We start from the raw sequence: 26,723 nt of genomic DNA, 5'->3' as shown, positions 1-26,723 counted from the left end.
GCCAGACCCGCGTCCCGGGGCGGCACCTCGGGGTCCCACACCAGACCGTGGCGCGTTCTACCGCCTCCTGAGGACTGGCTTGAGCACCTGCTCGCCATATGAGGTATCCGCCGGATTGAGCACGACCCCGGGGGCGACAATCGCGTCGATGTGATCCAGGGTCTCCGGAGTCAGCGTGACGTCGGAGCTCGGGAGCTGGCCTTCGAGCTGCTCCATCGTCCGCGGTCCGATGATCGCGGAGGTCACCGCGGGATGGTTGGTGACAAAGGCGATGGCGAGCTCGATAAGGGTGACACCGGCGTCCGTGGCGACCTCGGCGAGTTGCTCGACGGCTTCGAGCTTGCGCTGGTTCTCCGGCAGAGACATGTCGAGCCGCGCCGCGACCCGCCGGCGCACGGGTGAGGTCGGTGAGCTATCGGCGCTCCAGGAGCCCGAGAGCCAGCCGCCGGCGAGCGGGCTGTAGGTGAGGATCCCCATGCCGTGCCGTTGAGCGGTCGGGAGGACGTCGAGTTCGATTCCGCGGACGAGCAGCGAGTAGGGCGGCTGCTCGGTCCGGAAGCGCTGGAGGTGGTTCTCCCGGGCGGCGGCTTGAGCTTCAACGATCTGGCTGCCGGAGAACGACGAGGAACCGATATAGCGGATCTTGCCCTGCTGAACGAGGTCGCTGAGCGCGCCGAGGGTCTCCTCGATGTCCACCGTCGGGTCGGGTCGGTGCACCTGGTAGAGGTCGATCCAGTCGGTATCGAGCCGTCGTAGGGAGTTCTCGACCTCGGTGATGATCCAGCGTCGCGACACGCCGCCGCGGTTCAGGCCCTCGCCCATCGGGGCCCAGAACTTGGTTGCCAGGACGACATCGTCGCGGCGGCCCTTGAGCGCCTTGCCGACGATCTCCTCTGATTCACCGGCGGAGTAGACGTCGGCGGTGTCGATGAAGTTGATACCGGCGTCCAGGGCGCTGTGGATGATCCGGATCGAGTCGTCGTGGTCGGTGTTTCCCCAGGCTCCGAACATCATCGCGCCGAGGCACAGCTTTGAGACCTGGACGCCGGTGCGTCCGAGTGGGCGATATTCCATGCTGGTTGTCCTTTGGTTCAGGCTTCGGGGATCTCGCGGCCGAAGGCCTCGAGAGTGATTGCGTCAGGTTCGGGACCACCGCGGTGATCGGTGTCCAGGCCGTCGATGGCGGTCAGCTCGTCGCCTGAGATGTCGAAGTCAAAGACGTCGATGTTCTCGGTAATCCGGTTGGGTTTGGTCGACTTGGGGGTGACCGAGCGGCCGTACGAGGTCCGGAGTTTCCTCAAGCTCTCTTCGAGTTCTTGGCCGGTCGAGACGTATCCGTAATGCTGTGGATGCAGCTTGGTTGTGATGAAGACGTCCTCGCGAGGCAAACCAGATTCGACGATCGCTGTGCCAACTTCGGCCTCGTTGCCGTACACCTGCACAGTATCGATGTGCCGATAACCCGCATCGAGTGCAACACGCATCATCTCGGTAGTTCTCGAGGCCGGAATCTGGTAAACGCCGAAGCCGACTTGCGGAATCTCGACGCCATTGTTCATTCTTATCGTTGGAGGCATGCCTGTGCACCTTCCTTGCGGAAACAGATTTAGTGCAACTCTCTCCGAGCTGTCGGGTTGTGATGTGGCTTATTCCCATGCAGCCGAACCCGATGGCCGAAACTTCTAATTCGCTCAACTTTCTTTCTCGTCCTTAGGACATCTACGGCCTGACCACCCTTCGGCATCCAATCTTGAAGCCTCACCTACCTGCACAACCTAGGCGAAGTCGTCGTGGTCAATACCGATAATCACGGCCGCACAGACCGCTGGCACGTCACCATTATTGATCCACCGGTGCTTCGTCCCGTTCTGGATGATCGTCTCGCCTGCCTTCAGAGTCTTGCTAGCGCCATCGTCGAGTTCGAGGGTGAGCTCCCCGGACAAGACCACCATGAGGTCGATGCTGGCCGACTTGTGCATCCCGCCGCCTTCGGGGAAATTAGCGTCGAAGCCGTGACGCATTTGCCGCCGCGGGGTAAATGTGCCCTGTGCTAGCTCCGGCAACGGGTCTGCGCCATTCGGCGCCAGCGTGACCATTACAAAACGGAACCCGCCAGTCCCCGGGAAGTACTCGTCTTCACAGGCAGGCTCCGAACCGTCGTCAGGGAAGTGCACACCTTTGTAGTCGCCGCCCCAAATCTGGTAAATAGGGCCACCACCCCCGTCGTGCGCAAGTTCCACGTCGCTGGCAAAAACAGCCTTGCCCTCCGCGCTATGACCAGTGGCTACTCGTCTTATCGTCATGTTGAGCTCCCTAATGCGTTGATGGACGCCGCGGCGTCGGGGCGGATGAGTTTCGTGGCAATGCGGGGTATGGGATAGACCAAGGTTCATAGATCTATCGAATTGTGTTCTATGACAGTTATTGCATGAATTGGGTATCGCCCTACTCCGCGCGTATTCGATGCCGCGATTGAGGCGGCAGGCCCGGCAGCACCGACCGACGGCCTCATTTTCTGCATTGTCACTTTCCTTATTTTTTAGCGGAGTGGCCATAGCCACCGAACACGGCCGGGCGCCGGATGGGATATTCAGCCTGGGATTTCAACGTTGACCTCCAGTTCGTCAAGCGGTTGTGATGCAGGTGCCGACTGGGGGTTCGGTACCTGCTCTGGAGCGGGCCTCGGCGCGTGCTTGCGCAGGACGGTGACCACGAGGATCAGCGCCACCACGAGGGCACCCGCTCCGAACTCATAGGCGAGGTGGTAGCCGCCGACCAGTGAGGCGTCGACCCCGTGCCCGGCCCGGGACAAGCTGGCGGAATGGCTGGTGGCGATCGTCGCCAGCAGCGCCAGTCCGAGCGCGCCCGCGACCTGCTGGGAGACGTTGACGATGCCCGAGGCCAGCCCCGCGTCCCGGGGCGGCACCTCGGCCAGCGCGATCATCGTCAGCGGGCCGAAGGTGTTGCCGATGCCCAGGCCCATGCACACGAAGGCGAGGAACGGGAAGGGCAGGAAGCCGGCGTGGGCTCCGGCGAGCCGCAGCATGAGCATCCCCACGACGCCCACCGCGAAGCCGACGGCCATGACCGGGACGGACCCGAAGCGGGCCACCAGCCGGCGGTTGACCACTAGCGACATGATCGCCAACGTCACCGTATAGGGCAGGAACGCCAGGCCGGTGTCCAGGGCGCCGTAGCCGAGGACCTTCTCCAGATACAGGGAGCCGAGGAAGAACATGGCGTACACGCCGGTGACCAACAGGCCGCGGGCCGCGCAGGAGAGCATCAGGCCGTGCAGCTTGAGGATGCGCAGCGGGAAGATCGGGTTGGGGTGGCGGTTCTCGACCCCCACGAAGGCGGTGAGCAGCACCAGCGCGAGGGCGAGAGGCCCGAGGGTGTGGAGTGAGCCCCAGCCGTAGGTCGGCGGTTCAACGAACCCGTACACCGCGGCGGCGAGCGCCACCGTGACGAGCAGGGAGCCGAGCCAGTCGATGCCCTCTGAGAAGCCGATGCCGCGGTCGTTGGGGATGAGCACCCGGCTGGCCATGCCGACGGCGAGGCCGATCGGGATGTTCACGAAGAAGATCCAGTGCCAGTTGAGCAGCTGGGTCAGCGCGCCGCCGAGCAGCAGGCCGAGTGAGCCGCCGGCGACCGAGGCGAACACCCAGGCGCTCATCGCCTTGGCGCGCTCCTCGGGCTCGGGGAACTCGGTGACGATGATCGCCAGGATCACCGAGGCCTGCATCGCGGCGCCGACACCCTGAAGGAAGCGGGCGCCGATCAGCAGGCCCGAGCTGTCCGCGATGCCGCAGAGCAGCGAGGCGACGGTGAACACGGTCAGCCCGGCGAGGAGCACCCGCTTGCGCCCGGCGAGGTCGCCGAGGCGGCCGGCGAGCAGCAGGAAGCTGCCGAAGGTGACCAGGAAGGCGTTGACGACCCAGGTCAGGCTGCTCTGGCTGAAGTGCAGGTCGTGCTGGATCTGCGGGAGTGCGACATTGACGATGCTGGTGTCAACGGTGATCATCAGCTGCGCCAGGCAGACTGTGATCAGTGCGAGCCACCGGCGCCGGTTGTCTGAAAGCTGTTGCATTGATCTCCAAAGACCGCTGGCGCGTGATAACTTGGAGGGTCCCTCCACAAATCGCCTGCCCTGAGCGGCGAGAAGGATGAGCGGAGCCAACCTCCGGTTAGGAGCGTAGCGGAGGGTCCCTCCGTGTCAAGGAGTTTCTGTGAACTCACCCATGTCTGCCACCGAATCCAGCGCACCCAGCGCCCCCACTGAGACCCTGAATACCGAGGAGCGCGCGGGCAAGCCGCTGCGGGCGGATGCCAAGCGCAACCGCGACAAGGTCCTGGCGGCCGCACGGGAGGCGTTCACCGAGAACGGCGCCTCGACCTCGCTCGAGGCCATCGCCCGCCGCGCCGGCGTCGGCATCGGCACGCTGTACCGGCACTTCCCCACGCGCCAGGCGCTGCTGGAGGCCGTCTACGTGGACGAGGTCGAGCAGCTGGCCCGGGACGCGGGCGAGCTGTCGGCCATGGAGCCGTGGCCCGCGCTCGAGGCGTGGCTCGTGCGCCTCGGGGCCTATCTGGTGACCAAGCACGCGCTGGCCGGTGAGCTGCTCAACTACGTCGACACCAACGCGAACGTGTTCGCCGCCTGCCGCGATTTGCTCTACGCCGCCGGTGAGCCGCTGCTCGAGCGGGCCAAGGCGGCCGGCGAGGTGCGTCCCGACGCCGAGCTCCAGGACGTCGTGCAGATGGTCGGCGGAATCGCCAAGATCCAGAACTCAGACCCCGACGCGATCGCCCGCATCCTGGCGATGGCGCTCGACGGCCTGCGCTACAAGAAAGCCTGACCCTCGCCGCGATAGGTGGCCAGCTCGCCTGCGAGCCGGCCGTCCTCGATCACCCACAGCGAGTTGAAGCGCTCACACAGCTCACCGGCCTTGGCGTGGCGCATGTACACGCGGTCGCCCACGGTGAGCCGGTCGGCGGCTTCACCGAGCAGCGGGGTCTGGGCCTCACCGGCACCCCTCGGGATCGTCGAAGGCGTCGTTGGCGGCCCCCAGCGCTCCGAGTACGCCGCGCTGCTGATGGCCAACGTCCACGGCATCGCCAGCCTCGAACGCCATCGATCGCGGGCAGCCCCTCCAGAAGCTGGCTGTAGCCACGACACAGGTCCCGACGACGCTCGCCCTCCGGACCCCCGCCGAGCCCGAAGATCACGCCGTTGGCGGGTTAGCGCCTGGATCTCGGCCCATGCCTTCTCCAGCCGCATCAGGTTGGCCTCGACCCGGTCGAAACGCGCCAACGCTTGATCGAGATCCATCACATCCCCCGTCGCGACACCCCGGGACAGACCGCACCGCGCAGCGTCGAATCCACCGCATAGCGTACTGATCCGACCTATGATCGGGACACCGGCACACAACTGCGGACCGGCGCTGCGTCGGTGGCCCGGGTGCGCGGTCGCCGCCTCTTGCAGCACGGAGGCGCTCAGGCGCTGCACGAGATCGGATATCACTCACAGCAGCCATCTGGGAGCCGAAGGCCGGGGACCATCTTTCCGTACGAACCGGGGAACTGGGCCGTCTACCTGCCCATTCGGCCTACCGCCGAGCACTCAGACTGATAGCTCCAACCTATTTGCCCAGGTCAGAGGCTAACTACGCAGCGTGGTGGACCGTGTGTACCAGCATCCGAACCGTTTGATCTTGGTTGCTGGCCCTGAAATCACTGTCCGGCCGGTCGCTATCTGGGCCCTGACCAGGGACGATGCCCCGTGACCGAGCCAGCCATAACATCATCTACCGAATCGAACAAGCGGTCCGAACACCTGGCGGTTTCAGACCCTTCGGCCCGTCTCGTGAGCGTGATCGTCGCCGTGGTGGTCGCTTTGACGTTCCTTTTCGGGTTCGGGAATGTCCTCGCGCTTGGGCTCCGTCTCAGTGTTCCGATGTGGGTAGCGCGTTAGTAGTCGCGCGGGCAGTGGATCTGTCCGCAGTCGCGCTGTTGCTGGGCACGAGGCGCCTCGCGGTGCACCACGGGCCCGTGGAGGTGATTCGAGCGGCGCGGCGTCTGATCATATTCTCCAGCATGGCAACGCTGTCGTTGAACGTCGCGGAACCCTTCGTCGCCGGTCACTACGGCAGAGCCGCGTTCGACGCGGTCGGCCCGCTTCTCCTCATCGGAGGGGCCGAGGTCGCCCCTAACCTGCTCCAGGCCATGCAGACGATCGAGGCCGACGCTTCGCGGTCTGGTTCGCCCACTGCCCGGATTCCGTCCGACGCGGTGGAGCGGGATCGGCCCGCGCCGCCCGTCTACCGACCGGACGGGCTCGTAATGCGGCCAGCGGAGATGGCGATTCAGGGGGGCGGTAAGGAAGCACGCGAGCAGGATCTGCTTCACCGGGCGCGGGCCGAGGATGTGAGATTGTCCGCGTACTGGCTGTGAGGTCTGCGCGATCGACGGCACGACCGTCAGCATCGCCGACACCGCCGAGAACCTGGTGGGCTGCCGCACGGGCGCCGGCAGCCACACCGGCTACCCGCTGGTACGCCCGCTCGCCGTGGTCGCCTGCGGCACCCGGAGTGTGATCGCCGCGGTGTTCGGGCCCATGACCAGCGGCGAGAGTACCTGTACCCATCAGCTGATCCGCGCCATGCGCCCGGGGATGATCCTCTGGCAGGCCGGGGCTTCGGCGCCGGCTGGCTGCTGACCAAGGCCGCGGCGACGGACGCAGAACTGCCGGTACGGGTCACAGGCAACCGGCTGCCTCAGCTATAAACCGGCGTTCACGAGACTTCGTCAGGGCGGTTTGCTTGCGTTGATGCTCTCGGGTCCCAGGACATTCAGAAGGGCTAGCGTCTCTGCGTCACGGGATCCCCGTGGCGCGGTGTACAGCACGAGGTGCTGGTCGCGGTCCGTGAGCGTCAGGGAGTCGCAGTCGACGGTGATTTCCCCGACGTCCGGGTGTCGGAAGGTTTTCGTGAGCATCGGCGCGGTCTGCACGTCGTGCTTCTCCCAGAGCCGGGCGAACTCGGGGCTGGCGTCACGGAGATCGTCGACGAGGCCGGTCACCGTGGGATCAGTCGGGTACCGGGCGAGTGTGGCACGCAGGTGCATGACGACGCTGTGCCGGAACTCGGCCTCGTCGGAGATTCCATACAGTGTCGTGCCGGGTCGCGCCGGCCTGAGGAACGCCTTCCGAGCGAGGTTGCGGTCCTTTGGGGCGAGGCGGGCGAAGTCCTCCATCAGGGCTGCAGCGAGATCGTTCCAGGCGAGGACCTCGAACGCCGCGGACGTCACGATCGCCGCCGTCTGCGGGAGCCGTTCGAGCAGCGCGAGGATGCTCGGACGGACATCGCGGCGGTGCAGGCCGGTCCGGCTCGGCGCGGTGCCCGCGAGGAGGTGGAGGTGGTCGGACTCGGCGTCGGTGAGCCGCAGCGCGCCCGCGATCCCGGCGAGAACCTCGCCCGACGGACGCGGCGCCCGGCCCTGCTCGAGCCGGACGTAATACTCCGTGGAGATGTGCGCGAGCACCGCGATCTCCTCACGGCGAAGCCCCGGGGTCCGCCGCCGCGGGCCCGAGGGAAGGCCGACGTCCTGCGGTCGCAGCCGCTCACGTCGGCTGCGGAGAAATGCCCCGAGTTCCTGCTTATCCATACCGCAGTGTGCCCGCTGTCCGGCGGCGGATCGTAGTACTGTCTGTGCCTGCATCCGGGTCCCAGGCTGGAACGACAGTTGTCGGCATGACAGACAACAGCAACACCAGCCCCGTCGGCCTGCTCGTCGGCAAGGTCGTGTTCATCACCGGCGCCAGCCGCGGTATCGGCGCAGCCGCCGCGCGGTTGTTCGCCCGAGAGGGCGCCGCCGTCGTGCTCGCCGCCCGCAGCACCGACGCCCTCGACCGCATCGTCGCCGAGATCCGCGCCGACGGAGGCGTCGCCGACGCCGTCACCTTGGACCTCGCCGACCGGGCGAGCATCCGTGCCACCGTCGACCGCGTCGAAGAGTTGCACGGCCGCCTCGACGGCGCGTTCAACAACGGTGCGGTCGTCCAGCAGGGGTTCGGCCCGGTCGACACCACGACCGACGAGGACATCGACGAGCAGTACGCGGTGAACTTCCGTGGGCACTGGACCGCCATGACCGCCGAGGCCGCGCTCATGCGACGCAACGGCGGCGGCGCGATCGTCAATACCTCGAGCATCGGCGCCCGCCGCGCGAACCCCGCCCTGCCCGCCTACGGCGCCATGAAACGCGCGTTGAACAGCCTCACCGAGACCGCCGCCGTGAACTGGGCCCCTGAGGGCATCCGGGTCAACGGCATCACCCCCGGCGGTACCGCCACAGAGATGATCGACACGTGGGAGGCGGCGACCCCCGGCATCGTCAAGCAGATGACGGCGACGATCCCGCTCGGCCGGATGGCCGAGCCGCACGAGATCGCCGAGGCGGCCGCGTGGCTGCTCAGCGATCGTGCCTCGATGGTGACCGGCGCGATCGTGCCCGTCGATGGCGGCGCGGGCGCCTGAAAGGGGGAGACGTTCACCATGAACACCACGGGCAACGGCGCTTTCGGCCGGGAAGAAGCATTCGGCGTGACGGATCTGACGGGGCAAGCGGTCGTCACCGGTGCCAGCCGCGGCATCGGACAGGGCATCGCCGTCAGCCTCGGCCGGCTCGGCGCGCACGTCGTAGTCAACTGTTCGCTGCGGTAACGATGACGCCCCGCTCCGGGCGCTCGTGCAGAACGCCAGCCCGCTCGGCTCGCGTAGGGGTACGGTCGACGACGTCGCGGACGCAGTCGAGTTCTTCACCAGCAAACGGGCCCGCTGGATCAGCGGACAGCAGGTACTGGTCAGTGGCGGACTGAGCTGTGATGCAGCCGCGCAAGCGTGCCGCAGCGAACGCACGCATGGCAGTTGAGCCGTTTGGAGCACGCCTCGCAGCATGCCCTCTCCGTGCCGGCCCGATGACAGGGCTTCCGCCGCTGGCAGATCGAGCAGATGGCGAGCGGGGCCCGCCAGCACGCTCGGTACCGTAGCTGACCGTCATCGGAACGGACCAGCGCGGCGTGGGAGTCAGAAGCCGTCCGGGAGTGCCCGAGCTCCGGCTCTGCCGCACTCTTGGTGGTGACTGTGCGTTAGTCAAGGATGCGAGCCATCGTTATCACCAGGCCGGCCCGATTGGGATCGACGGCCTCGTGATACTGCCCCGGCCGAGAACCGACTGTCGACGGGCGAGACTCCCACTGGTGATCATTGCAGCGGTGCTGGCCAGAGCCCCCACACATCTAACGGCATAGTTACGAAGATCGGCAGTTCTGGCATGAAAACCGCTAAAAGCCCAGGTCAGACACGTGTGGCACCCACCCAAAGCTCGGCTGGTGGGGCGGGTGGGGCTCGAACCCGCGACCGGCGCATCCGTCTCGTCCCAGGCCGCGGGCCGTTCGGCGACATCGGCGCTTCCAGGTTGGTGGGCTCGGGTGGTGGTGACGTTGTGGGGGCACCGCGGCGGGCCGGTTGCCCAGCGGGCGGAGTATTCGGCGTGGAGTGCTTGGATGCCGGCGCCGGGCCGAGGTGCACTACCGGCACCCGGCCCGCCGCGCATTCCCGGGCCGACACTCATTCGTCGGCTCGTGGCCGGTCCGAAATCTCCCGCAGGCCGCGCCGTCATATTGGTTTACCAGCTGGTTACACGCACCCTAAACTGCCGAAATGACGGATACCCGTTCGATACCCATCCCGCGTTCCCGCCCGGCGGACGGCGGCGGCGACGCCATATTCCTCCGCGGCCCCGCTCTGGGAGCCCGCCCGCTCGGCCAGCCGCACGGCGGATCGGCCCATGCCCTTTTCCCCGCAGACCGTCCGACCCCGGAGTCTCCTCTCTTATGCGCCGCTGTTCCCGCCTAGCCCCCGCGCTGGCCCTGCTCGCCGTCGCGACGCTGACCGGCTGTTCGTCCCATGGCGCGAAAGAGGCCGGGTGCACCAGTCCCGGGGTCACTCCGAACGAGGTGAGAATCGGGCTTCTCTATCCCGACTCGGGAGTTCTCGCGCCCACCTTCAGCTCTTCCCGGGCCGGCATCGACGCCCGGCTTGGCCTGGCCAACGAGCACGGCGGCGTCCACGGCCGGAAAATCGTCTACGACTGGCAGGACGACCGCGGGACCGCCGAGGCGAACGGCCAGGGTGCCCGCACCCTGGTGGAACGGCAGAACGTCTTCGGCGTCATCGAGTCCTCCTTCTCCGCCGGCGGCAGCGCCCAGTACCTCGCCGATCGCGGCGTTCCCGTGACCGGGATCGCGACCGAGGACATCTGGTCGCACTACCGGAACATGTTCTCGTTCTCCTACACGGACGGGAACGCGGTGGACACATTCGGTACCTTCGTACACAGCCGCGGGGGAAAACGTGTCCTGCTGGTTCAGGCCGCGTTGTCCTCCAGCGTCTCGGAGCTCACCTCGAAATACGAGCAGAGCATCCGGGCCGCCGGACTCGACCCGACCGGAATCCTGAGCTACTCGTCGCAGGCCGACAATCCTGAGGAAACAGCGCGGCGGATCGTCGAGTCGGGCGCCGACACGGTCATCTTCCTCATCCAGCCGCCCGACTATCTCCAGGTGCTGCACGCCCTGCGCGGCGCCGGCCGGCAACCGGGGCTCGTCATGGCGGTCACCGGATATGACCGGCAGCTGCTGGCAACATCGGGCGTGCAGGTGGCCGGGCTCGTCATCCCCGTCTTCTACCGCCCGTTCGAACTCGGTGGCACGGCCGTCGAAACCTACGAAAAGGCGGTGACCCGCTTCGCACCCCAGATCCCGCAGGCGCAACATGACTTCGCGCTGATGTCCTACGTCGACACCGACATGTTCATCCGCGGGCTGGAGGCGGCAGGTCCCTGCCCCACTCGGCAAGCGTTCATCGACGGGCTGCGGGCGGTGACGCACTACGACGCGGGCGGTCTGATCGCTCCGGTCGACTTCGCCACCGGCCTCGGCAGGACGACGAACTGCTACTCGTTCGTCCAGGTCAACCCGACGGGCACGGCCTTCGACGTGGTCGACCGGGACCGCTGCGGCCGGGAGGTCACCCAGTAGCGGCACGCCGCCCACCGCGAGCCCTCCCCGGCCACCCGACCGGGGAGGGCTCGCCCCGCCGGCGCCGGCGCCCCCCACCGGCGCCGGCGTCGTCACCAGGTGACGGGCAGGTGCGCGGGGCCCATGACGAAGTTCGACCGGGTCCACGCCATCTCGCCGTCGGGGTGGATGTCGGGAAAGGCCTGCAGCAACGCGGTGATCATCGCGATCGCCTCCGCCCGGGCCACGTGCGCGCCGAGGCAGAAGTGCTGGCCCACGCCGCTGAAGGCGAGGTGGCGGTTGGGCGAGCGGGTGATGTCGAAACGCTGCGGGTCGGCGAACTCCTCCGGGTCCCGGTTGCCGGCACCGTAGTAGACGCACACCTTGTCGCCGGCGCTGATGCTCCGCCCACCGACCTCGACGTCGCGCAGGGCGGTGCGGCGGTTGTAGACCACGGGCGTGACCCACCGCAGCATCTCCTCGACGGCGGCGGGCATCCGGCCGGTCAGGTCCGCCATCAGAAGTTCGCGCTGGTCGGGATGGGTGAACAGGGCGTGCAGGCCGCCGCCGATCAGGTGCCGGGTGGTGTCGCCGGCGCCGACGATGAGCAGGGTCATGTTGGCCGAGAAGTTCGCCAGGCTCATCGGCGCCCCGTCCAGCTCACAGGCCGCGAGCATCGAACAGACGTCGTCGCCGGGGTTCGCCCGGCGGTCCTCCCACACCTGGATCGAGTACTGGATCAACGCCTCGGTCGCGGCCTGGCGCTCCTGCTCGGTGTAGGCGCCGCCACCGAGGCCGATCTCGATGTAGTCGTAGAGGCGCAGCGCATCCTCGCGGGGGATGCGCAGCACGTCGGCCGTCACGTAGGCCGCGATCTTCCCGGCCACGTCCACGGCGAGATCGCACCCGCCGGCCGGGCGGATCTCCTCGATGATCGCCTCGGCGGCGTCGACGAAGCGGGTCATCTGGCGGCGCACCGCCGAGGGCATGAACCCGGGGACGACCGCGCGGCGGATCACCGTGTGCAGCGGGGGGTCGAGGTTCACCATCGACTTGTCCTCGGTCTCCATGAAGTCCTCGATCATGGAGACCGGCCAGTGGGAGAAGTTCTCGTCGTCGCGGTTGACGGCGCGGATGTCCTCCCAGCGGGTGACGGCCCAGAAGCCCGGCCCGTTCGGCTCGTCGTTCCAGTGCACGGGGTCGTGCTCGCGCAGCCGGGCGTAGAGCCCGTGCGGATGGCCGTCCTCGAAGCTCGCCAGCGAGTACAGGTCGATCTTGTCGGTATCCACGATCGTCATACGGCCGTTGCTCCCGCGGTCGAGGCCGCCGGCACCGCGGCGGGCAGAGTGATCTCCTCGAGGATGGTCGCCGCGAGGGTCGTGATCGCGAGGCGGCCGTCGGACTCGCGCATCGTCACGTGGTAGTCGCCGACGCCGTGGGCGGTGCCGTCGGCCCGGCCCAGCCAGTACTGGAAGTAGCTGCGCACATCGACGGAGCCGTCGGGCTCGACATCGACGAACAGGTTGGACACGAGGTGGCGGGCCCACTGCCGCTGGTCGAACAGCGAGGCGAGGATGCCCACCACGGTGTCGCGGCCGGAGAAGACCTGCTCGCTTCCCGGACCGCCCTCGACGGCCGCGGCGGCCGCAGCGGCCACGACGAGGGCGGCGTCCGCGGCGAAAACCTCCCGCAGGGCACCCGCGTCGCCCTGGTCGATCGCCCGGCAGTAGCGGTGCAGGACCGTGCCGGCGCGCCAGCCGATCTCGGCCAGCCCGCGATCGTCCGGTAAGTCTGGCATGCGATTACTCCTTTTCGTCCGATCGGCGGTCTCGCCAGGTCAGCGGTTTCGCCAGGTCAGCGGTCGATGACCATCCAGAGGTTCGCCACCGAGCTCCCGGCGTCGCAGACGACCGCCTGCCCGTTGACGAGCGATGCCTCGTCGGAAACCAGGAAGCGATGGACCCGCGCCACCTCCACCGGGTCCGCGGCCCGGTTCATCAGCGCCTGCGGCCCCGGCCCGCCGGCCGGCCCGGCCGACGCCGACGCCGACGCCGCTTCCGCCTGGGCCTGGGCCTGGGCCTGGGCCGTGAGTACCGGCAGCACGTCGGTGTTCGCCAGCAGGTTGGTGGCGACCCCACCCGGACACACGCAGTTGACCCGGATCCCATCGGTGACCAGCTCGAAGGCGAGGGCCCGCACGACGGCGACGATGCCGCCCTTCGACGCGCTGTACGCGGCCTGCCCGGCCACCCCGGTGAGCCCGGCGATCGACGCGGTAGCCGACATCGCCCCGCCGCCCGCGCGGCGCAGGGCCGGAACGGCGGCGGCGAAGGTGCGGATGGTGCCGGCAAGGTTGATGTCGAGGATGGCGGTCCACCGCTGTTCGTCGAGGTCCTCCAGTCGGCGCGCCACGGCCGGACCGCCGACGGTGCCCGCGTTCGCGATCACCGTGTCGAGATGGCCGAAGGTGGACTCGGCGGCAGCGACGGCCGCCTGCACCTCGTCGCGGCGGCGCACGTCCACCCGGTGGAAGACGGCCTCGCCGCCGGCGGCGACGATCTCCTTCGCCACCGCCTCCCCCTGCTGGTCGATGTCGGCGACGACGACCTTGGCGCCGTCACCGGCGAGCACCCGCGCGGTCGCGGCGCCGATGCCCGACGCCGCTCCGGTGACGAGTGCCACCCTCCCCCGCAGACTCATGATGATCTCCGATCCTGGATGTTCCGACGGGCCCGCGCAACAGACGTGACGCAGTGGCTGCTCAGAGTGTCTTTGCCGCGGCCGCAAGGCCTTCGACGAGCTCCCCCGCCTCCGCGGCCGAGCGCAGACGGTGGTTGGGACCGGCGACGGCCATGGTCGCCCCGGCCTCGAGGTAGGGCTCGGCGGCGGCGACGGTGCGCGCCGCGTCGATCCCGCCGCCCGCGTCGGGCAGGGGTGGCAGCGGCACCCGTACGACGAGCGTCGCCGGGTCGCGACCGGCGTCGGCGTACGCCGAGCGCAGCGCGGCCACGCCTGCGCGTACCTGCTCGGGCCCGACGCCCACCGGCGTCCACCCGTCGCCGAGACGGGCGATGCGGCGGACGTTCGCCGCCGTCGCGGCCACGCCGTAGTAGAGCGGGATGCGGCGCTGGACGGGCACGGGCCGCGCGATCAGACCGTCGAGGCGGCTGGCATCGAGCGGGCCGGTATCGAGACGGCCGGCGTCGAGCGGCAGGGAGAAGGGCTGCTCGCCCCAGGCCAGCCGGCAGGTCTCGATCACCTCGTCGAAGCGGTGCCGACGCTCGGCCCAGGCCAGCCCGACGCCGGCGTACTCCTCGGGCTGCCAGCCGGTCCCGACGCCGAGCTCGACCCGCCCGCGGGAGATCACGTCGAGCGTCGCGACCTCCTTGGCGAGCACGAGACCGGCCCGCAACGGGGCGAGCAGCACCGCGGTCGACAGCCGGATCCGCTCGGTGACCGCCGCGACCGCGGCCAGCGACAGCAGGGGATCCGGCCAGGCCGTGTCGGGCGAATGACCCCAGGGCCCGTAGGGGTAGCGCGAGGTGTCGGGCGCCATCACGAGATGCTCGCCGAAACACAGCGAGTGCAGTCCGGCCGCGTCGGCCTGGCGGGCCATCGCGAGGAAGGCGTCGATGTCACCGCCGGGGGCCAGATCGGGCCGGGCGAACAGGCAGAGGTCCACGGGGGCGATCTCCCTCCAGCACCGGCTCGGCCGGTCCCCCGGCACCGTCGCCGCGAGGATTCGCAGACCGTAAGATCACCCCCAATTTTTGTCAACCCACGAGTCGACGGAACAGCGTGGACGGCCCCGCCGACACCACCCGGACCACCCGCACCACCCGCGCCGCCCCGCCGTCTGGTTAAGTTCGCCGCTTGACGTTCTAAAGCACCTGGTTTAGAAACTGACGTCATGGCGTGGGACTTCGAGACGGACCAGGCGTTCGCCGAGCAGCTTGAGTGGGTCGACGCGTTCGTGCGCGACGAGGTCGAGCCGCTGGATCACGTGCTGCGGGAGCCGTTCGACAAGAGCGACGAGGTCGCGAACGCGATCGTGCGCCCGCTGCAGCAGGTCGTGCGCGAGCGCGGGCTGTGGGCCGCCCACCTCGGCCCCGAGCTCGGGGGGTCCGGCTACGGGCAGGTGCACCTCGCGCTGCTCAACGAGATCCTCGGACGTTCGCGCTGGGCGCCGTCGGTGTTCGGCTGCCAGGCGCCGGACTCCGGCAACGCCGAGATCCTCGCCCACTTCGGCACGCCGCAGCAGCAGGCCAGGTATCTCCAGCCGCTGCTCGACGGCCGGATCTGCTCGTGCTACTCGATGACCGAGCCGCAGGCCGGCGCCGACCCGACGCTGTTCCGCGCCGCCGCCCACCTCGACGGCGACGAGTGGGTCCTGCGGGGCGAGAAGTGGTTTTCCACCAATGCCCGCTACGCCAGTTTCTTCCTGGTCATGGCGATCACCGATCCGGACGCCGGCCCCTACGAGCGCGCCAGCATGTTCATCGTGCCGGCGGGCACACCCGGCCTGGAGATCATCCGTAACGTGGCGCTCGGCCACGAGGCGGCCGAGCTCGGCGCGCACGGCTACGTCCGCTACGACGACGTGCGCATCCCGGCCGATCACCTGCTCGGCCAGCGCGGCCGGGCGTTCGCCATCGCCCAGACCCGTCTCGGCGGCGGCCGCATCCACCACGCCATGCGGACGATCGCCATGGCGCGGCGCGTCTTCGACGCGATGTGCGAGCGGGCGCTGTCACGCCAGGTGCGCTCCGGCCCGCTGGCCTCGCTCGGCGTGGTGCAGGAGCAGATCGCCGACAGCTGGATCGAGATCGAGCAGTTCCGCCTGCTGGTGCTGCGCACGGCCTGGCTGATCGACAAGCACAACGACTACCGCCGGGTCCGCCGCGACATCGCCGCGGTGAAGGTGGCGATGCCGAAGGTGCTGCACGACATCTCGCGGCGCGCGCTGCACCTGCACGGCGCGCTCGGCATCTCCAACGAGATGAACTTCGTCGAGATGCTGGTCGCCGCGGAGCTGCTCGGCCTCGCCGACGGCCCGACCGAGGTGCACCGGGTCACGATCGCCCGCGAGGTCCTCAAGGATCACCATGCGGTCGAGACCCTGTTCCCCAGCGACCACCTGCCCACGCTGCGCGACGCCGCCGTCCGCCGGCTGGCGAGCCGGCTCGGCGGCGACGTCTCCCCCGCGCAGGCATGAGCGGCGAGGACACATGAGCGGCGAGGACACCCGCCGCGATCTGCTGCTGGCCGCCGAGCGGCTGTTCGCCGCCGGCGGCATCGACGGCCCCAGCATGCGCGAGATCAGCAAGGCCGCCGGGCAGCTCAACACCAGCGCGCTGCAGTACCACTTCGGCGACCGGCAGTCGGTCCTCGCCGCGATCATCGAGCGGCATCACCGGGATGTCGAGCCCCACCGGCTCGGCCTGCTCGACACCCTGGAGTTCGCCGGCGGGTCCGGGCTGAGTGAGCTGGCCGCCGCCCTCGTGCTCCCGCAGGCGGCCCGCCTCGACCATCGTGACGGCGGACCCGAGTACCTGCAGATCATCGCCGAGGTGACCGCCCGCCCCGAACGCTTCGCAGCCAGCTTCGCCGCGGTGTCGGCCGCGCCGAGCATGGTCCGCTGGCGCGCCCTGGTCACCCCGTTCCTGCCACCCGCCGCGGTCGGCCCGCCGCTGCACCGCCGGTTCGCGGCGATCCGCTTCCTCAACGGGGAGCTCGCCACCCGTGCCCGGGAGCATCACCGCCCGGACCATCGGCTGTTCACCAGTCACCTCGTCGATCTGGTGACGGCGATCCTCGCCGCCCCGGTCTCGGCGCAGACGAGCCGGCACATCCACTCCGGCCCGCAGAACCCCGCCGACCGGTAGGGTCAGAATTCGGCACGACGCCGGATGAGGGTCGAATGCGCAGCTCATCGGGTCGAGCCCAGTCGGGTCGAGACATCGGGTCGACCCGGGGTCGGTATGCCCGCGGCCGCGCCGCGGCCTTCAGGGGGAGCGAGGCACCGCGGGCGATGCTTCGGTACATGCTGCCGGTGACGCACCGGCCGGATCGCGACGGCGTGCTGAGCCAGCACCGCCACGTCCCCTTCTTCCTGGCCCTGGAGATCGCCGCGCAGGCCTGGGCGCGGGCGCTGGCGACGACCTGTGAGGGGCTGCTCGCTCCCGCCGACCTCGCCGTCGTCGACGTGGCCAGCACCTACCGCCGCGAGCTGTTCACCGGCGACGTCCTGTTCGAGGTCGCCCTGTCGAAGTTCGGCTCCAGCTCGCTGACCTTCGCCCTCGAACTCACCCAGCACGATCATCCGGCGGCGAGCCTGACCGCGACCCTGGTCAAGGTCGACGCCGACCGGCTGCACTCGATGCCCTTCACCCCCGAGCAGCGCGCCGCGCTCGACCGGCTCCTGCTCGTCTGAGGACCACGCCGAGCGCCGTCCAGCCCAGTCCTCCGGGCGGGGGGCCTACCAGGGGAGGTCGGCGAGGAGCGCCTCGACGCGCGCCCGCACCCCCGCGGCCGTCTCCGGGTTGGTGAGGATGTGGACCCGGTCCGCCTCAATGCCCTCGAGCGCGATCCGGGCGACGTCCGCTGGTTGCAGGACCAAGCCGCCGCGCTGCGCCGCCCGGTCGGCGAGGGTGTCCGCCGGGTCGGGCGTCTGCGCCCCCGCCGGCTGGTTCGCCCGCGACGTCTCGCTGAGCGCGGTGGCCACCGGCCCCGGGCACAGCACGCTCGCGCCGAGGGTGGGGGCGAGCGCCCGCAGCTCCAGGTTGAGCGTCTCGGTAAGACCGATGACGGCATGCTTGACGGCGTTGTACGGCGTCAGTGTCGGCAGCGGCATGAGGCCGCCGACGGAGGCGGTGTTGAGGACATGACCGCCGCCCTGGCGGATCAGGTGCGGCACGAAATGGTGCACGCCGTGGACGACCCCGAGCAGCGCCACGTCGATCAGCCAGTGCCAGCTGGCCAGGCTCTGCTCCCACATCGGCGCCGGCCGGCTCACGACGCCGGCGTTGTTGCACACCAGGTCCACTCGGCCGAACCGGTCGATGGTGGCCTCGGCGAGGGCGCCCACCTGGTCTGCGTCGCTGACGTCGGCCGCGACCGCGAGCGTCGTGGCCCCGGTCGCGGCGAGTGTGGCGGCGGCCCGCTGCACCGCGCCGGTCTGCACGTCGGACAGGACGACTGCGACGCCCCGGGCCGCGAGCGCCTCGGCCAGCCCGTACCCGATACCGCTGGCCGCTCCTGTCACCACCGCGACCTGACCCTGCTCGATCCTCATGTCCCGTATCCTGCCGGGAAACGGCCCCCGACGTCGGCATCGGCACGATCCCGCCATTACGGCCACGCTCCACCGTCCGGGCATTCCGCCGCACCGGGTAGAGTCCGATCAGATCACTTCATGGGCGATGCTGTCCGGCGAAGTCAGGCTCCGATATGCCGGTTAGCGCCAGCCCGTGCATCATAGGTTGGGGGGCCTGTGAGCGACTCCGGCGGTTCCGGCGGCCTGCTCGGCAACCGGGCCGTCGCCTTCTGGACGGTGGTCGCGGGCATTCTCGCGGTGGTGACGTTCGCCGTGGGCGCCGTGACCCGGCTGACGAACGGACCGGACGAGCCCACCCCGAGCCCGCCCATCTCCGCCCCCGGTTCCTCTTCCGCCCCCGTTGCCTCTTCACCCGGAGTAGTTGTCGGGCCGACTCCGTCCCCCACCTACCCCGTGCGGACCAGTTCATCGAGGCCGTATGTCCTCGCCGGTGGCACGCCGGCCTCGTCGTACCGGCCGCCTGTGGCGACGGCACCGGCCGGCCCCACACCGCTGCGTTACACCTTCGCCGGGGCGAGCCAGTACCCGTGTTCGTCGGAGGGCCACATCCGATCCCTTTTCCAGGCCCCGGTACAACTCGTGGTGGAAAACCGCAGCTCCCAGCTCATCCAGCTCTACTACCTCGACGCCGCGGGAAACCGGATCGCGCAGACCACCATTGCGTCGGGCCGCAGCGTTTCCGTGTCGAGCCACCTGGGTGACGCCTGGCTGCCCACCACCGGTCAGGCGGACTGCATCGGCATCTTCGCGTTGCGCGCAAACAGCCGCATCCAGTTCCTCGACGCCCGATAGCCTCTCCGCGCCCGGAAGTCGCGTGGTCAGCCCGGCGACGCGCTCGCTGCCCGCAGTTCGTCCAGGGCCGCCAAGGTGTACTACGCGAGTTCACCACAGAGGACAACCAGCTTGCCGCGGGTGTGCTCACGCAGGAGATCGACGCAGGCTTGCGCACCATCCGCGAGCCCATATCGCCGGCTGATCGTCACCGGCAGCGCTCCCTCCAACGCTCGTTGCGCCAGTACGTCCAGGTCGCCCGGACGCGCGGCGGTGAAGACGGTCTCGACTTCGAGATCTTTGCCGTCGAACAAGGCCGGGTCATGGAACGGGAAGACGATGTTGAGCAGCCGACCACCGGCCCGGATCACGCGTGCCACGTCGGCGAGAGCATCACCGGGGAGCGCGAGATTGACGACGGCGTCCACTCCCCGGGGATAACGGCGCAACACTTCGTCGACCGTGCCGCCGGTATGGTGATCGACGATTTCGCCTGCGCCCAGGCCACGCACGTAGCCGTCGTCGATGGCGCTCGCGGTGGCGATGACGTGCACACCGGCCGCGGCAAGGAGGGGTAGCAGGGCGCCACCGACACCTCCGGTGGCGCCGATCACGAAAACGACATCCCCACGGCGGAATTCGCCGGCACGGAGCAAGGGCAGGGCCGTCAGGCCGACTGTGGCCAACGTCGATGCATGATCCGCTTGCAGGCCGGCCGGCCGGTGTTCGAGGCCCGGCGTGTCAGCCTCGCATACCGCGTACTCGGCCAGCGTGCCCGTCGTCAGCGATGGCGGCGAGGCCACCTGCGTCGCCAGGCCGATCACACTCCGGGGAAGTCCCAGGCCGAATATCTCGTCGCCGACGGCGAACCGGGTCACATCACTGCCGAGTTCGGTCACGGTGCCGGCGAAATCGCCGCCGACGACATGCGGAAAGCTCAGCGGAGCTATGGCACGTGGTCCTCCCGCCAGCATCCGGAGCTCACCCGGATTGATCGCCGATGCCCGCACCCGTACCTGCACCTGCCCAGGGCCCGGCCTGGGAACGGGTATTTCCGCGACCTCCAGTGTTTCCGGCGGCCCGTAGTCCTCCGCGACCACCGCGCGCATCGTCGCCTTCATCGCCAGACCTCACTTCGTCGTCATCAGCCGCCCGTCGAGACAAACGGACCCAGCGGTCAGGTTAGACCACGGCAGCCTACAACCGGACCGAGCGGTCAGGTTGATAGGCTCCCGGCATAGAACGGGAGCGGGTGAGCATGACGGCCGGGACTCAGCCCCGTCGGCTGCGGGCCGACGCGGCGCGCAATCGGCGGTTGCTGCTCGACACCGCCGCGGCGACGTTCGCCGAGTGCGGCACAGAGGTCTCGATAGCCGAGATCGCGCGGCGGGCCGGTACAGGCAAGGGCACGGTGTTCCGCCACTTCGCCAACAAGGACGAGCTGATCGCGGCGATCGTCTGTGACCAGCTCGACCGCCTCTCGGCGGCCGGGACCGCGCTGTTGGAGGCGGTCGACCCGACCCGGGGATTCAGGCCGCCACGGACCGCCTGTTCGGCACCGCCGAGGCGCTCACCGAACGGGCTCGGCGGCAGGGCCGGATACGGGACGACGTGACCGGGCAGGACATCATCCTGCTCCTACGCGGCGCCTACCAGGCTGCCGCGCCCCTCGCGCGCGCCGTTCCCGAGCTGTGGCGTCGCTACCTGGCCGTCATAGTCGACGGCCTGCTGTCGACAACGGCAGCCCCCCTGCCCCAGCCGGCGTCGACCCGACCCCGTCCCACGGACAGAAACGGTGGCATGCCGCGCGGGTGAGCACGACCTCGTTGGCTCAGGCGAACAGCCGCAGCGGCAGTTTCCGCACACCGCGGATGACGATCTGGTCCCGGTAGGCGACGGCCTCCTCGGCCGGCGTGAACGACCGGACGCGGCGCAGCAGGACACGAAAGGCGAGCTCCGCCTCGATCCGGGCGAGCGGAGCGCCGAGACAGTAGTGGATGCCAGCGCCGAACCCGAGGTGGCGCGGCGTCCGGCCGGCTCCGGCGTAGCGGCCGGCAAGGAAGCGGTCGGGCTGGTCGAATGCCTCGGGATCCCGATTGGCCGCACCGATCATCATGAGCACCCCGTCGCCGCAGGTGAACGTGTGCCCACCGATCTCGGCGTCGGCCAGCACGGTACGGGCGATGAACTGCACCGGCGGGTCGTAGCGGAGCATCTCCTCCACCGCGGGCCCGACCAGCGCGGGATCGGCGCGCAGGGCGGCGAGCTGGTCGGGACTGGCGAGCAGCGCGAGGATGCCGCCGCTGATGAGGTTCACGGTCGTCTCGTACCCGGCGACGAGCAGCAGGGTGCACAGTTCGAGCAGCTCGCGCTCGGAGAGCACGTCACCGTCGTCGTGGAGGGCGACGAGCCGGCTGAGCAGATCCTCGCGTGGCGCGCTGCGACGGCGGGCGATCAGAGCGCGGAAGTACTCGTCGAACGCCACCGTCGCCCGCTGCCGGGCGGTCTTCTCCGCGGGGGTCATCAGGGCCGGCGGGTCGAGCCCCCGGGCCAGCGCGTCGGCCCATCCGCCGAACTCCTGCTCGTCCGCGGCGGGAACCCCGAGCAGCCGGCACATCACCCGCAGGGGCAGGGGGCGGGCGAGGGCCTCGACCGCGTCGACCTCGCCGTGGTCGATCGCGGCGTCGAGCAGCTCGTCGAGCAGGGCGGTGAGCTCCGGGACCAGGTCGGCGATCACCGCGGGGGTGAACGCCTTTCCCACGAGGCGCCGCAGGCGGGCATGGTCGGGTGGGTCGGCGCGCAGCAGTGACCCCAGCCCGTCCTCGGCGCTCCCTCGGTAGCTGACGCCGTCCCGATACCCGTGCCCGATCGCCGGGTGGGCGAGCACGGCCGTGGCCCCCGCGAGCGTGGTGACGAGGGTGACCCTGGTGCCGGCGAGGTCACCGGGGAGGAAGGCGCCGAGCTGCTGGATCTCCCGGTAGCGGGGATAGGGATCCGGCAGGCGCGACGCCGCCAGGACGGACATGATCTCGGTGAAGTGCCCCTCGGACGTGTTCGCCTCGTCCACCGCGGTCATCCACATCTCCTTCACGGACTCCACCCAATCGGTCACCGAACGCTCTCACAGAGTGAGATGCATAGCTCGCACCGGAGGTGAACAACAGGAGAAGGATGTCCGCGGCCCGTTGTGGCCTCAGCTCTGGCAGCCTGTCCCGTCGCCGTCGGCGTCCAGGCCGAACGGGTCCGGGCGCAGGACGCGCACGGGCCCCTGGACGTAGTTCGGGCCGTTGCCGCTGCCGCCCGCGCAGTCGTAGTCGCCGATACCGGTGCGCAGGCACACGTCCGGGTACGACGGGTCGCACCGCCCGGACACCGCCGGCGCGGTCGTCCGCACGGGTGCGGGCGCCGCCGGCGGCACGCTCGTGCGCACGGGTACGGGCGCCACCACCACCGCAGCAGTCGTGCGCGCGGGTGCGGGTGCCGGCGGCACAGCGGCGGCCGGGACGACCGTGCGGACGGCGGACGGCGCGGCGGCCGGCCGGCGGGTCGCGGTGACGGCCCGCGAGCCCGCGGCGGGCGGCGCAGCGGCGGCGGCCGGCGAGAACGCGGGCGTGGCGGCGGCGGGCGGCACCGAGGCGGCGTCCCCCGCCCCCACCGCCGGCGTGCTGATCGGCGTCGCGGACGCCGTCAACGTGGGCGTCGGGACGGCCGTCATCACCGCGACCGGCGCGACGGCGCCTGCCGTGCCCCCGGCGTCGTTGCAGGCACCGAGCAGTCCGAGCAGGACGACGGCGCTCGGCAGGGCGAGCGTGACGCCCGCGGCCCGGCGGCGCCCTCCGCACGATCTGGCGACGGCGATACCGACCGTTGCGGCGACAAGCCCGACCGATCCGATGATGAATGACAGTGTTTCCATAGCGCCCCCCCGAGCCGCGGAATTGGGTCACCTTAGGCGGCAGACGACACCGGTGACGCCAGGGATGCCCGCGATGATCGGATGCTGGGTGTGCCGTGGGTCTTGGATGGCCCTGGCAGGCCGTCCCTTGGGCAGGTCACGCGGCCGCGACTCGCGGCTCACCGGCAACGGCAACGGCAACGGCCCGCACGGTCACGCCGGATCGCGACTGCTTCGGCCCACGATCATGCACCGGTAACTGCCGGGTGCGGTGCACGGGACGGGTTGCGGTGCGAAGCGCACGATCGCAGGCGTCAGACCGCGCACAACGCACCGCAACTGGCCTCCGCCCCGGTTCTCCCGGGGTCCCGGGGTCCCGCCAAAAGTAACGGCGATCACGACAAGACGATAGATTCCTGATGATCAAAACCAGCTCTGGAGGTTCCATGGCTACAGCGTTCGTCACCGGTGCGAGCCGGGGCATCGGTAAGGCAATCGCCCTTTCCCTGGCCGAGGCCGGCTACGACCTGGCAGTTTCGGCCCGCACGGTCCAGCCGGGCGAGATCCGCGACAACGCCCTGACGGTGCACCACTCCGATGCGCGCCCGTTACCCGGCAGTCTGGCCGAGACCGCCGCCGAGGTCGAGGCCCGCGGCCGCAAGGCGCTGGTCGTGCCGTGCGACCTGACCGATCGGGACTCGGTCGAGGCGGCCGGGCAGCGCATTCTCGACACCTGGGGCGGCGTCGACGTCATCGTCCACAACGGCCGCTACATCGGCCCCGGGCTCATGGACGTCTTCCTCGACACGCCGTTGGAGGCCTACGAGAAGATGTTCGAGGCGCACTGCGTCGCCCCGATCATCCTCACCCGCGCCCTGTTGCCGGCGATGCTCGCCCGCGGTGGCGGGGCCGTCGTCACCATCACCTCCGGCGCCGCGTGGCTCGTCCCGCCCGCCCCGGCCGGGCAGGGCGGCTGGGGGCTGGCCTACGCCGTCGGCAAGGCGTCCGGCAACCCGCTCATCGGGGTCCTGCACACCGAGTACGCCGAGCGCGGGCTGCGCGCGTTCAACGTCGAACCGGGCTACGTCGCCACCGAGCGCAACGAGATCACGGTGCGCGACTACGGCCGTGAGCTCGTCGGGGCCGCTCCCCCGTCGGCGATCGGCGCGACCGTGCGCTGGCTGCTCGACAGCCCCGACGCCGAGCCCCTGCTCGGCACGACGATCGAGGCCCAGGACCTCTGCCGGGCCCGCGAGCTGCACCCCGCCTGGTAGGACCGCGAACCGTGTCCGCCCGGGCCGGCGACCTGTCGGGCCTGCCGCCGGCGTTCGTCGACGTCGGATCCGCGGAGACGTTCCGCGACGAGGACGTCGACTACGCGGCCCGGCTGAACTGGTTGCGCCGCCTGCTGACCGTCTGACCCGAGCAGCGCCCGCCCCGAGCGGCGCCCGCCAGCCGCGGACACGTTCTCGGCCAGGCTCCCGACAAGGCCCCCGACCAGCACGGACGAGTCCGGCTGGTCGGGATGGTCGGGATGGTCGGCCGATTCGCGCTTGCCCAGCCGCGACACATCGGCTAACGTACAACCCGATGGTTGTACATACGGACTCCGCCGGCCGCGCCGCCCACGCCGACCGCCTGTTCCACGCCCTGGCCGACGCGACCCGGCGCGAGATCGTCGCCCTCACCCTGACCAGTGAGCAGTCGGTCTCGGAACTCGCCCGTCGGTTCCCGATGAGTTTCGCGGCCGTCCAGAAGCACGTGACGGTGCTGGCGGGCGCGGGGCTGGTCACCAAGCACCGCCACGGCCGGGAGCAGCGCGTGCGAGGCAACCCGGAAGCCCTGCGCGAGGCCCACCGGCTGCTCGACCAGCTGGCGCAGCTGTGGCGGGGGCGCATCGACCGGATGGGCGCGATCCTCGCCGAACCCGCCCCGCCGACCAGCAGCCAGCCGGTCAGCACTTCCGCCGGCACCGACCACGAACCCCACAGCCAAGGAGAATCCCCATGACCGTGATCGACGTCCAGCAGGACCCTGCGGCCCGCACGCTGAAGATCAGCACACGGTTCGGCGCCCCGCCGGCGCGGGTCTGGCAGATCTGGCAGGACCCCCGCCAGCTCGAGCGGTGGTGGGGCCCGCCGACCTTCCCGGCGACCGTCATCGACCACGATCTGTCTCCCGGCGGCTCGGTCACGTACTTCATGACGAGCCCCGAGGGCGACAAGCACTACGGCTGGTGGCGCGTGACGTCCGCCGAAGCGCCGTACCGGCTCGAGTTCGAGGACGGTTTCGCCGACGACGCCGGCCGCCCCAACCTCGACCTGCCCACCACGACCGTCCGCGTGCGGCTCACCGCGGACGGCGAGGCCGCCACCGTGATGACGATCGAGAGCAGCTTCCCCTCGACCGAGGCGATGGAGCAGATGGTCGCCATGGGCATGGTCGAGGGCATGAGCGCGGCGCTGGGCCAGATCGAGGCCCTGCTGGCCGGCGCCCCCGCCTGACCGCAGCCGGCCGCAGCCGACCAGCACCGGGCGGGCGGCGAGTGCGCGGCTCCCACGGCGTGGTCACCTTCCGGACAGTCCGCCGAGCGGTTCCCTCGGCGCGTCCCTGCGGCGTCGACTCTCAGCCACCGACCGACGCCTTGGGTCTGTCCTCGGCGTCGGAGGGCTGCTCGGACTCGTCGCCGGCGTCTCGCGTGCCCTCGGACTCCGCGTCCTGTTCTTCTTCGTCGGGCTGTTGTACGACCTTACCGTCGCGGATCATGCCCCGCCACGAACCACTCGCCTCGCCCTGCATCGTGATGTAGCGGCGGAAATGCTTGAGATCGAGCCGGGCCCGTCGACCGCCGGCCCGCCACAGATTCCCGGTCTTCTCCATGAATCCGGACGGATAGTATTCCATGGCCAGCAGCACCCGGGTCAGGTCGTCGGCGAGCGGGTGGAACGTGACGGCTCCCTTGACGGAGCCCTTCGCACCTTCCGAGGTCCACACGATCCGCCGGTCCGGTATCTGCTCCTGGACCTTGGCCGCCCAGGTACGCCGGGATCTGAAGACCTTGACCCGCCAGTTCTGCTCGGTCTCGCTCTTCGCATCCACCGCCTCGACACCCTTCATGAAGCGGGAGAAATGCGGGTACTGCGTCCACTGGTCATACGCCACGGAGACCGGCACCCCGACATCGATCGTCTCCTCGATGTTCGTGGCCTTCGGCGGCCCGCCCTTTCCGCCAGCCCCCTTGCCACCAAGATGCAGCACCGACTTGACCTTGTCCTTCGCCGCCGAGGCCGCCGTCGCGAACGCGGCCCGCAGCGGCGACTTCCCGCTGGCCAGCTGCTGGGAGCCCGCCTTGAGCGCCGAGCCCACACCGCCTGTGTCGGCGAGCGCGTTCAACTTGTCCGTACCCGAGGTGAGCCGCTCCGTCGTCTTCCCGACGAGCTGGGCACCGCGCGCCTTCGCCAGGTTTTTCGCCTGGTCGACCAGGTTCTTCGTCGCCGGGTTCTCGCGCAGGGCGCCGACCATGCCCGTCTGCTGTGCCGTCGTCTGCGTCATGTCCCCTCCTCATCGATCTGTCGTCACTCGGCTTCCGCCATGGAAGGGCGAGGACGAGCGCCGCGGGTGGGTGCGGGGGCACGGCC

General features: G+C 69.7%; 30 protein-coding genes and 2 pseudogenes. 17 read left to right on the top strand and 15 right to left on the bottom strand.

The genetic code is table 11. From position 1 onward, the window contains the following. Positions 1–57: 57 nt before the first annotated feature. The 4 genes from NBZ83_RS03665 to NBZ83_RS03650 all read right to left on the bottom strand — a co-directional run bounded on the left by NBZ83_RS03665 (position 58) and on the right by NBZ83_RS03650 (position 4,090). Complete coding sequence (locus tag NBZ83_RS03665) at positions 58–1,074, bottom strand: aldo/keto reductase (protein WP_261567760.1); 1,017 nt, start codon at positions 1,072–1,074, stop codon at positions 58–60. A gap of 17 nt (positions 1,075–1,091) precedes the next feature. Next, complete coding sequence (locus NBZ83_RS03660) at positions 1,092–1,559, bottom strand: aldo/keto reductase (RefSeq protein WP_261574331.1); 468 nt, start codon at positions 1,557–1,559, stop codon at positions 1,092–1,094. Positions 1,560–1,775: 216 nt separating this feature from the next. Beyond that, complete coding sequence (locus NBZ83_RS03655; protein ID WP_261574330.1) at positions 1,776–2,303, bottom strand: cupin domain-containing protein; 528 nt, start codon at positions 2,301–2,303, stop codon at positions 1,776–1,778. A gap of 287 nt (positions 2,304–2,590) precedes the next feature. Beyond that, a complete protein-coding gene (locus NBZ83_RS03650; protein ID WP_261574329.1) occupies positions 2,591–4,090 on the bottom strand; it encodes an MFS transporter in 1,500 nt (499 codons plus the stop codon). A gap of 139 nt (positions 4,091–4,229) precedes the next feature. Between NBZ83_RS03650 and NBZ83_RS03645 the strand changes: the two genes are divergently transcribed. Further along, a complete protein-coding gene (locus NBZ83_RS03645) occupies positions 4,230–4,859 on the top strand; it encodes a TetR/AcrR family transcriptional regulator (protein WP_261567767.1) in 630 nt (209 codons plus the stop codon). Here the strand turns inward: NBZ83_RS03645 and NBZ83_RS03640 are convergent. After that, complete coding sequence (locus tag NBZ83_RS03640) at positions 4,844–5,116, bottom strand: hypothetical protein (RefSeq protein ID WP_261574328.1); 273 nt, start codon at positions 5,114–5,116, stop codon at positions 4,844–4,846. The genes NBZ83_RS03645 and NBZ83_RS03640 overlap by 16 nt on opposite strands. Before the next feature lie 875 nt (positions 5,117–5,991). Here NBZ83_RS03640 and NBZ83_RS03635 point away from each other — a divergent pair. Both NBZ83_RS03635 and NBZ83_RS03630 read left to right on the top strand, forming a co-directional pair. After that, complete coding sequence (locus NBZ83_RS03635; protein ID WP_308203760.1) at positions 5,992–6,456, top strand: hypothetical protein; 465 nt, start codon at positions 5,992–5,994, stop codon at positions 6,454–6,456. Between the two features lie 55 nt (positions 6,457–6,511). Further along, positions 6,512–6,721 carry a hypothetical protein gene (locus tag NBZ83_RS03630; RefSeq protein WP_261567771.1) on the top strand — a complete coding sequence of 70 codons (210 nt, stop codon included), beginning with the start codon at positions 6,512–6,514 and terminating at the stop codon, positions 6,719–6,721. Positions 6,722–6,810: 89 nt separating this feature from the next. Here NBZ83_RS03630 and NBZ83_RS03625 read toward each other — a convergent pair whose 3' ends face one another. Continuing rightward, entirely contained in the window at positions 6,811–7,668 is an 858-nt protein-coding gene (locus NBZ83_RS03625) for a helix-turn-helix transcriptional regulator (RefSeq protein WP_261567772.1), read from the bottom strand. 86 nt (positions 7,669–7,754) lie between these two features. Here NBZ83_RS03625 and NBZ83_RS03620 point away from each other — a divergent pair, with 86 nt between their 5' ends. The 4 genes and pseudogenes from NBZ83_RS03620 to NBZ83_RS03610 all read left to right on the top strand — a co-directional run bounded on the left by NBZ83_RS03620 (position 7,755) and on the right by NBZ83_RS03610 (position 11,104). Next, entirely contained in the window at positions 7,755–8,540 is a 786-nt protein-coding gene (locus NBZ83_RS03620; RefSeq protein ID WP_261570622.1) for an SDR family NAD(P)-dependent oxidoreductase, read from the top strand. 18 nt (positions 8,541–8,558) lie between these two features. Continuing rightward, complete coding sequence (locus tag NBZ83_RS03615; protein ID WP_261570623.1) at positions 8,559–8,726, top strand: hypothetical protein; 168 nt, start codon at positions 8,559–8,561, stop codon at positions 8,724–8,726. 16 nt (positions 8,727–8,742) lie between these two features. After that, positions 8,743–8,934: pseudogene (locus NBZ83_RS33620) on the top strand (short-chain dehydrogenase); the annotation flags it as partial. 964 nt (positions 8,935–9,898) lie between these two features. Continuing rightward, entirely contained in the window at positions 9,899–11,104 is a 1,206-nt protein-coding gene (locus NBZ83_RS03610; protein ID WP_261570624.1) for an ABC transporter substrate-binding protein, read from the top strand. A gap of 92 nt (positions 11,105–11,196) precedes the next feature. Here NBZ83_RS03610 and NBZ83_RS03605 read toward each other — a convergent pair whose 3' ends face one another. From NBZ83_RS03605 to NBZ83_RS03590, 4 genes are all read right to left on the bottom strand, one after another. Beyond that, positions 11,197–12,381 carry a cytochrome P450 gene (locus tag NBZ83_RS03605; protein ID WP_261570625.1) on the bottom strand — a complete coding sequence of 395 codons (1,185 nt, stop codon included), beginning with the start codon at positions 12,379–12,381 and terminating at the stop codon, positions 11,197–11,199. Next, positions 12,378–12,881: a nuclear transport factor 2 family protein gene (locus NBZ83_RS03600; protein ID WP_261570626.1), complete on the bottom strand. Its 504-nt coding sequence runs from the start codon at positions 12,879–12,881 to the stop codon at positions 12,378–12,380. The genes NBZ83_RS03605 and NBZ83_RS03600 overlap by 4 nt, the downstream gene beginning before the upstream one ends. Positions 12,882–12,937: 56 nt before the next feature. Next, the gene (locus NBZ83_RS03595; RefSeq protein WP_261574327.1) at positions 12,938–13,783 is read right to left on the bottom strand and encodes an SDR family NAD(P)-dependent oxidoreductase; all 846 of its coding nucleotides are present in this window, start codon (positions 13,781–13,783) and stop codon (positions 12,938–12,940) included. A gap of 61 nt (positions 13,784–13,844) precedes the next feature. After that, entirely contained in the window at positions 13,845–14,765 is a 921-nt protein-coding gene (locus NBZ83_RS03590) for a TIGR03619 family F420-dependent LLM class oxidoreductase (protein WP_261570628.1), read from the bottom strand. Between the two features lie 228 nt (positions 14,766–14,993). Between NBZ83_RS03590 and NBZ83_RS03585 the strand changes: the two genes are divergently transcribed. The 3 genes from NBZ83_RS03585 (at position 14,994) to NBZ83_RS03575 (ending at position 17,516) form a co-directional block, all read left to right on the top strand. Continuing rightward, positions 14,994–16,298, top strand: coding sequence for an acyl-CoA dehydrogenase family protein (locus tag NBZ83_RS03585; protein WP_261570629.1), 1,305 nt, complete (start codon positions 14,994–14,996; stop codon positions 16,296–16,298). Between the two features lie 13 nt (positions 16,299–16,311). After that, complete coding sequence (locus NBZ83_RS03580; protein WP_261570630.1) at positions 16,312–16,968, top strand: TetR/AcrR family transcriptional regulator; 657 nt, start codon at positions 16,312–16,314, stop codon at positions 16,966–16,968. Between the two features lie 146 nt (positions 16,969–17,114). Further along, the gene (locus NBZ83_RS03575; protein ID WP_261574326.1) at positions 17,115–17,516 is read left to right on the top strand and encodes an acyl-CoA thioesterase; all 402 of its coding nucleotides are present in this window, start codon (positions 17,115–17,117) and stop codon (positions 17,514–17,516) included. A gap of 45 nt (positions 17,517–17,561) precedes the next feature. Here NBZ83_RS03575 and NBZ83_RS03570 read toward each other — a convergent pair whose 3' ends face one another. Beyond that, positions 17,562–18,377, bottom strand: coding sequence for an SDR family NAD(P)-dependent oxidoreductase (locus NBZ83_RS03570; RefSeq protein ID WP_261570632.1), 816 nt, complete (start codon positions 18,375–18,377; stop codon positions 17,562–17,564). 198 nt (positions 18,378–18,575) lie between these two features. On the opposite strand from NBZ83_RS03570, the gene NBZ83_RS03565 reads away from it, so the two are divergent. Beyond that, the gene (locus NBZ83_RS03565; protein ID WP_261574325.1) at positions 18,576–19,211 is read left to right on the top strand and encodes a hypothetical protein; all 636 of its coding nucleotides are present in this window, start codon (positions 18,576–18,578) and stop codon (positions 19,209–19,211) included. Between the two features lie 80 nt (positions 19,212–19,291). Here the strand turns inward: NBZ83_RS03565 and NBZ83_RS03560 are convergent, their stop codons facing one another. Further along, on the bottom strand, positions 19,292–20,311 hold the full coding sequence (locus NBZ83_RS03560) for an NADP-dependent oxidoreductase (RefSeq protein WP_261574324.1): 1,020 nt from the start codon (positions 20,309–20,311) through the stop codon (positions 19,292–19,294). Between the two features lie 137 nt (positions 20,312–20,448). On the opposite strand from NBZ83_RS03560, the gene NBZ83_RS03555 reads away from it, so the two are divergent. Next, a complete protein-coding gene (locus tag NBZ83_RS03555; protein WP_261570930.1) occupies positions 20,449–20,805 on the top strand; it encodes a TetR/AcrR family transcriptional regulator in 357 nt (118 codons plus the stop codon). Next, positions 20,718–21,005, top strand: a complete 288-nt coding sequence (locus NBZ83_RS03550) for an SbtR family transcriptional regulator (protein WP_368861789.1) — start codon at positions 20,718–20,720, stop codon at positions 21,003–21,005. The genes NBZ83_RS03555 and NBZ83_RS03550 overlap by 88 nt, the downstream gene beginning before the upstream one ends. A 16-nt stretch (positions 21,006–21,021) precedes the next feature. Here NBZ83_RS03550 and NBZ83_RS03545 read toward each other — a convergent pair whose 3' ends face one another. After that, on the bottom strand, positions 21,022–22,266 hold the full coding sequence (locus NBZ83_RS03545; RefSeq protein ID WP_261570928.1) for a cytochrome P450: 1,245 nt from the start codon (positions 22,264–22,266) through the stop codon (positions 21,022–21,024). A 117-nt stretch (positions 22,267–22,383) separates the two neighbouring features. Next, a complete protein-coding gene (locus NBZ83_RS03540) occupies positions 22,384–23,106 on the bottom strand; it encodes a hypothetical protein (RefSeq protein WP_261570927.1) in 723 nt (240 codons plus the stop codon). 425 nt (positions 23,107–23,531) lie between these two features. Here NBZ83_RS03540 and NBZ83_RS03535 point away from each other — a divergent pair, with 425 nt between their 5' ends. From NBZ83_RS03535 to NBZ83_RS03520, 4 genes and pseudogenes are all read left to right on the top strand, one after another. Further along, complete coding sequence (locus tag NBZ83_RS03535; protein WP_261570926.1) at positions 23,532–24,359, top strand: SDR family NAD(P)-dependent oxidoreductase; 828 nt, start codon at positions 23,532–23,534, stop codon at positions 24,357–24,359. 11 nt (positions 24,360–24,370) lie between these two features. After that, positions 24,371–24,475, top strand: a pseudogene (locus NBZ83_RS33245) (alpha/beta hydrolase); the annotation flags it as partial. A gap of 200 nt (positions 24,476–24,675) precedes the next feature. After that, positions 24,676–25,095: an ArsR/SmtB family transcription factor gene (locus tag NBZ83_RS03525; protein ID WP_261570925.1), complete on the top strand. Its 420-nt coding sequence runs from the start codon at positions 24,676–24,678 to the stop codon at positions 25,093–25,095. Beyond that, positions 25,092–25,589: an SRPBCC family protein gene (locus NBZ83_RS03520; protein WP_261570924.1), complete on the top strand. Its 498-nt coding sequence runs from the start codon at positions 25,092–25,094 to the stop codon at positions 25,587–25,589. The genes NBZ83_RS03525 and NBZ83_RS03520 overlap by 4 nt, the downstream gene beginning before the upstream one ends. Positions 25,590–25,710: 121 nt before the next feature. Here the strand turns inward: NBZ83_RS03520 and NBZ83_RS03515 are convergent, their stop codons facing one another. After that, the gene (locus NBZ83_RS03515; protein WP_261570923.1) at positions 25,711–26,637 is read right to left on the bottom strand and encodes an SRPBCC family protein; all 927 of its coding nucleotides are present in this window, start codon (positions 26,635–26,637) and stop codon (positions 25,711–25,713) included. Between the last annotated feature and the right edge of the window lie 86 nt (positions 26,638–26,723).

The sequence above is a fragment of the Frankia gtarii genome (assembly GCF_025403375.1).
GTDB lineage: Bacteria > Actinomycetota > Actinomycetes > Frankiales > Frankiaceae > Frankia > Frankia gtarii.
The sequence above is the reverse complement of the archived record's forward strand: the minus strand, read 5'-3'. Positions and strand labels throughout refer to the sequence as shown.

Coding starts and splice junctions, on each gene's coding strand:
- NBZ83_RS03665 (WP_261567760.1), bottom strand. CDS start 1,074: ATGGAATATCGCCCACTCGGACGCACCGGCGTCCAGGTCTCAAAGCTG.
- NBZ83_RS03660 (WP_261574331.1), bottom strand. CDS start 1,559: ATGAACAATGGCGTCGAGATTCCGCAAGTCGGCTTCGGCGTTTACCAG.
- NBZ83_RS03655 (WP_261574330.1), bottom strand. CDS start 2,303: ATGACGATAAGACGAGTAGCCACTGGTCATAGCGCGGAGGGCAAGGCT.
- NBZ83_RS03650 (WP_261574329.1), bottom strand. CDS start 4,090: ATGCAACAGCTTTCAGACAACCGGCGCCGGTGGCTCGCACTGATCACA.
- NBZ83_RS03640 (WP_261574328.1), bottom strand. CDS start 5,116: ATGCCGTGGACGTTGGCCATCAGCAGCGCGGCGTACTCGGAGCGCTGG.
- NBZ83_RS03625 (WP_261567772.1), bottom strand. CDS start 7,668: ATGGATAAGCAGGAACTCGGGGCATTTCTCCGCAGCCGACGTGAGCGG.
- NBZ83_RS03620 (WP_261570622.1), top strand. CDS start 7,755: ATGACAGACAACAGCAACACCAGCCCCGTCGGCCTGCTCGTCGGCAAG.
- NBZ83_RS03615 (WP_261570623.1), top strand. CDS start 8,559: ATGAACACCACGGGCAACGGCGCTTTCGGCCGGGAAGAAGCATTCGGC.
- NBZ83_RS03610 (WP_261570624.1), top strand. CDS start 9,899: ATGCGCCGCTGTTCCCGCCTAGCCCCCGCGCTGGCCCTGCTCGCCGTC.
- NBZ83_RS03605 (WP_261570625.1), bottom strand. CDS start 12,381: ATGACGATCGTGGATACCGACAAGATCGACCTGTACTCGCTGGCGAGC.
- NBZ83_RS03600 (WP_261570626.1), bottom strand. CDS start 12,881: ATGCCAGACTTACCGGACGATCGCGGGCTGGCCGAGATCGGCTGGCGC.
- NBZ83_RS03595 (WP_261574327.1), bottom strand. CDS start 13,783: ATGAGTCTGCGGGGGAGGGTGGCACTCGTCACCGGAGCGGCGTCGGGC.
- NBZ83_RS03585 (WP_261570629.1), top strand. CDS start 14,994: ATGGCGTGGGACTTCGAGACGGACCAGGCGTTCGCCGAGCAGCTTGAG.
- NBZ83_RS03580 (WP_261570630.1), top strand. CDS start 16,312: ATGAGCGGCGAGGACACCCGCCGCGATCTGCTGCTGGCCGCCGAGCGG.
- NBZ83_RS03575 (WP_261574326.1), top strand. CDS start 17,115: ATGCTTCGGTACATGCTGCCGGTGACGCACCGGCCGGATCGCGACGGC.
- NBZ83_RS03570 (WP_261570632.1), bottom strand. CDS start 18,377: ATGAGGATCGAGCAGGGTCAGGTCGCGGTGGTGACAGGAGCGGCCAGC.
- NBZ83_RS03560 (WP_261574324.1), bottom strand. CDS start 20,311: ATGAAGGCGACGATGCGCGCGGTGGTCGCGGAGGACTACGGGCCGCCG.
- NBZ83_RS03555 (WP_261570930.1), top strand. CDS start 20,449: ATGACGGCCGGGACTCAGCCCCGTCGGCTGCGGGCCGACGCGGCGCGC.
- NBZ83_RS03545 (WP_261570928.1), bottom strand. CDS start 22,266: ATGACCGCGGTGGACGAGGCGAACACGTCCGAGGGGCACTTCACCGAG.
- NBZ83_RS03540 (WP_261570927.1), bottom strand. CDS start 23,106: ATGGAAACACTGTCATTCATCATCGGATCGGTCGGGCTTGTCGCCGCA.
- NBZ83_RS03535 (WP_261570926.1), top strand. CDS start 23,532: ATGGCTACAGCGTTCGTCACCGGTGCGAGCCGGGGCATCGGTAAGGCA.
- NBZ83_RS03525 (WP_261570925.1), top strand. CDS start 24,676: ATGGTTGTACATACGGACTCCGCCGGCCGCGCCGCCCACGCCGACCGC.
- NBZ83_RS03520 (WP_261570924.1), top strand. CDS start 25,092: ATGACCGTGATCGACGTCCAGCAGGACCCTGCGGCCCGCACGCTGAAG.
- NBZ83_RS03515 (WP_261570923.1), bottom strand. CDS start 26,637: ATGACGCAGACGACGGCACAGCAGACGGGCATGGTCGGCGCCCTGCGC.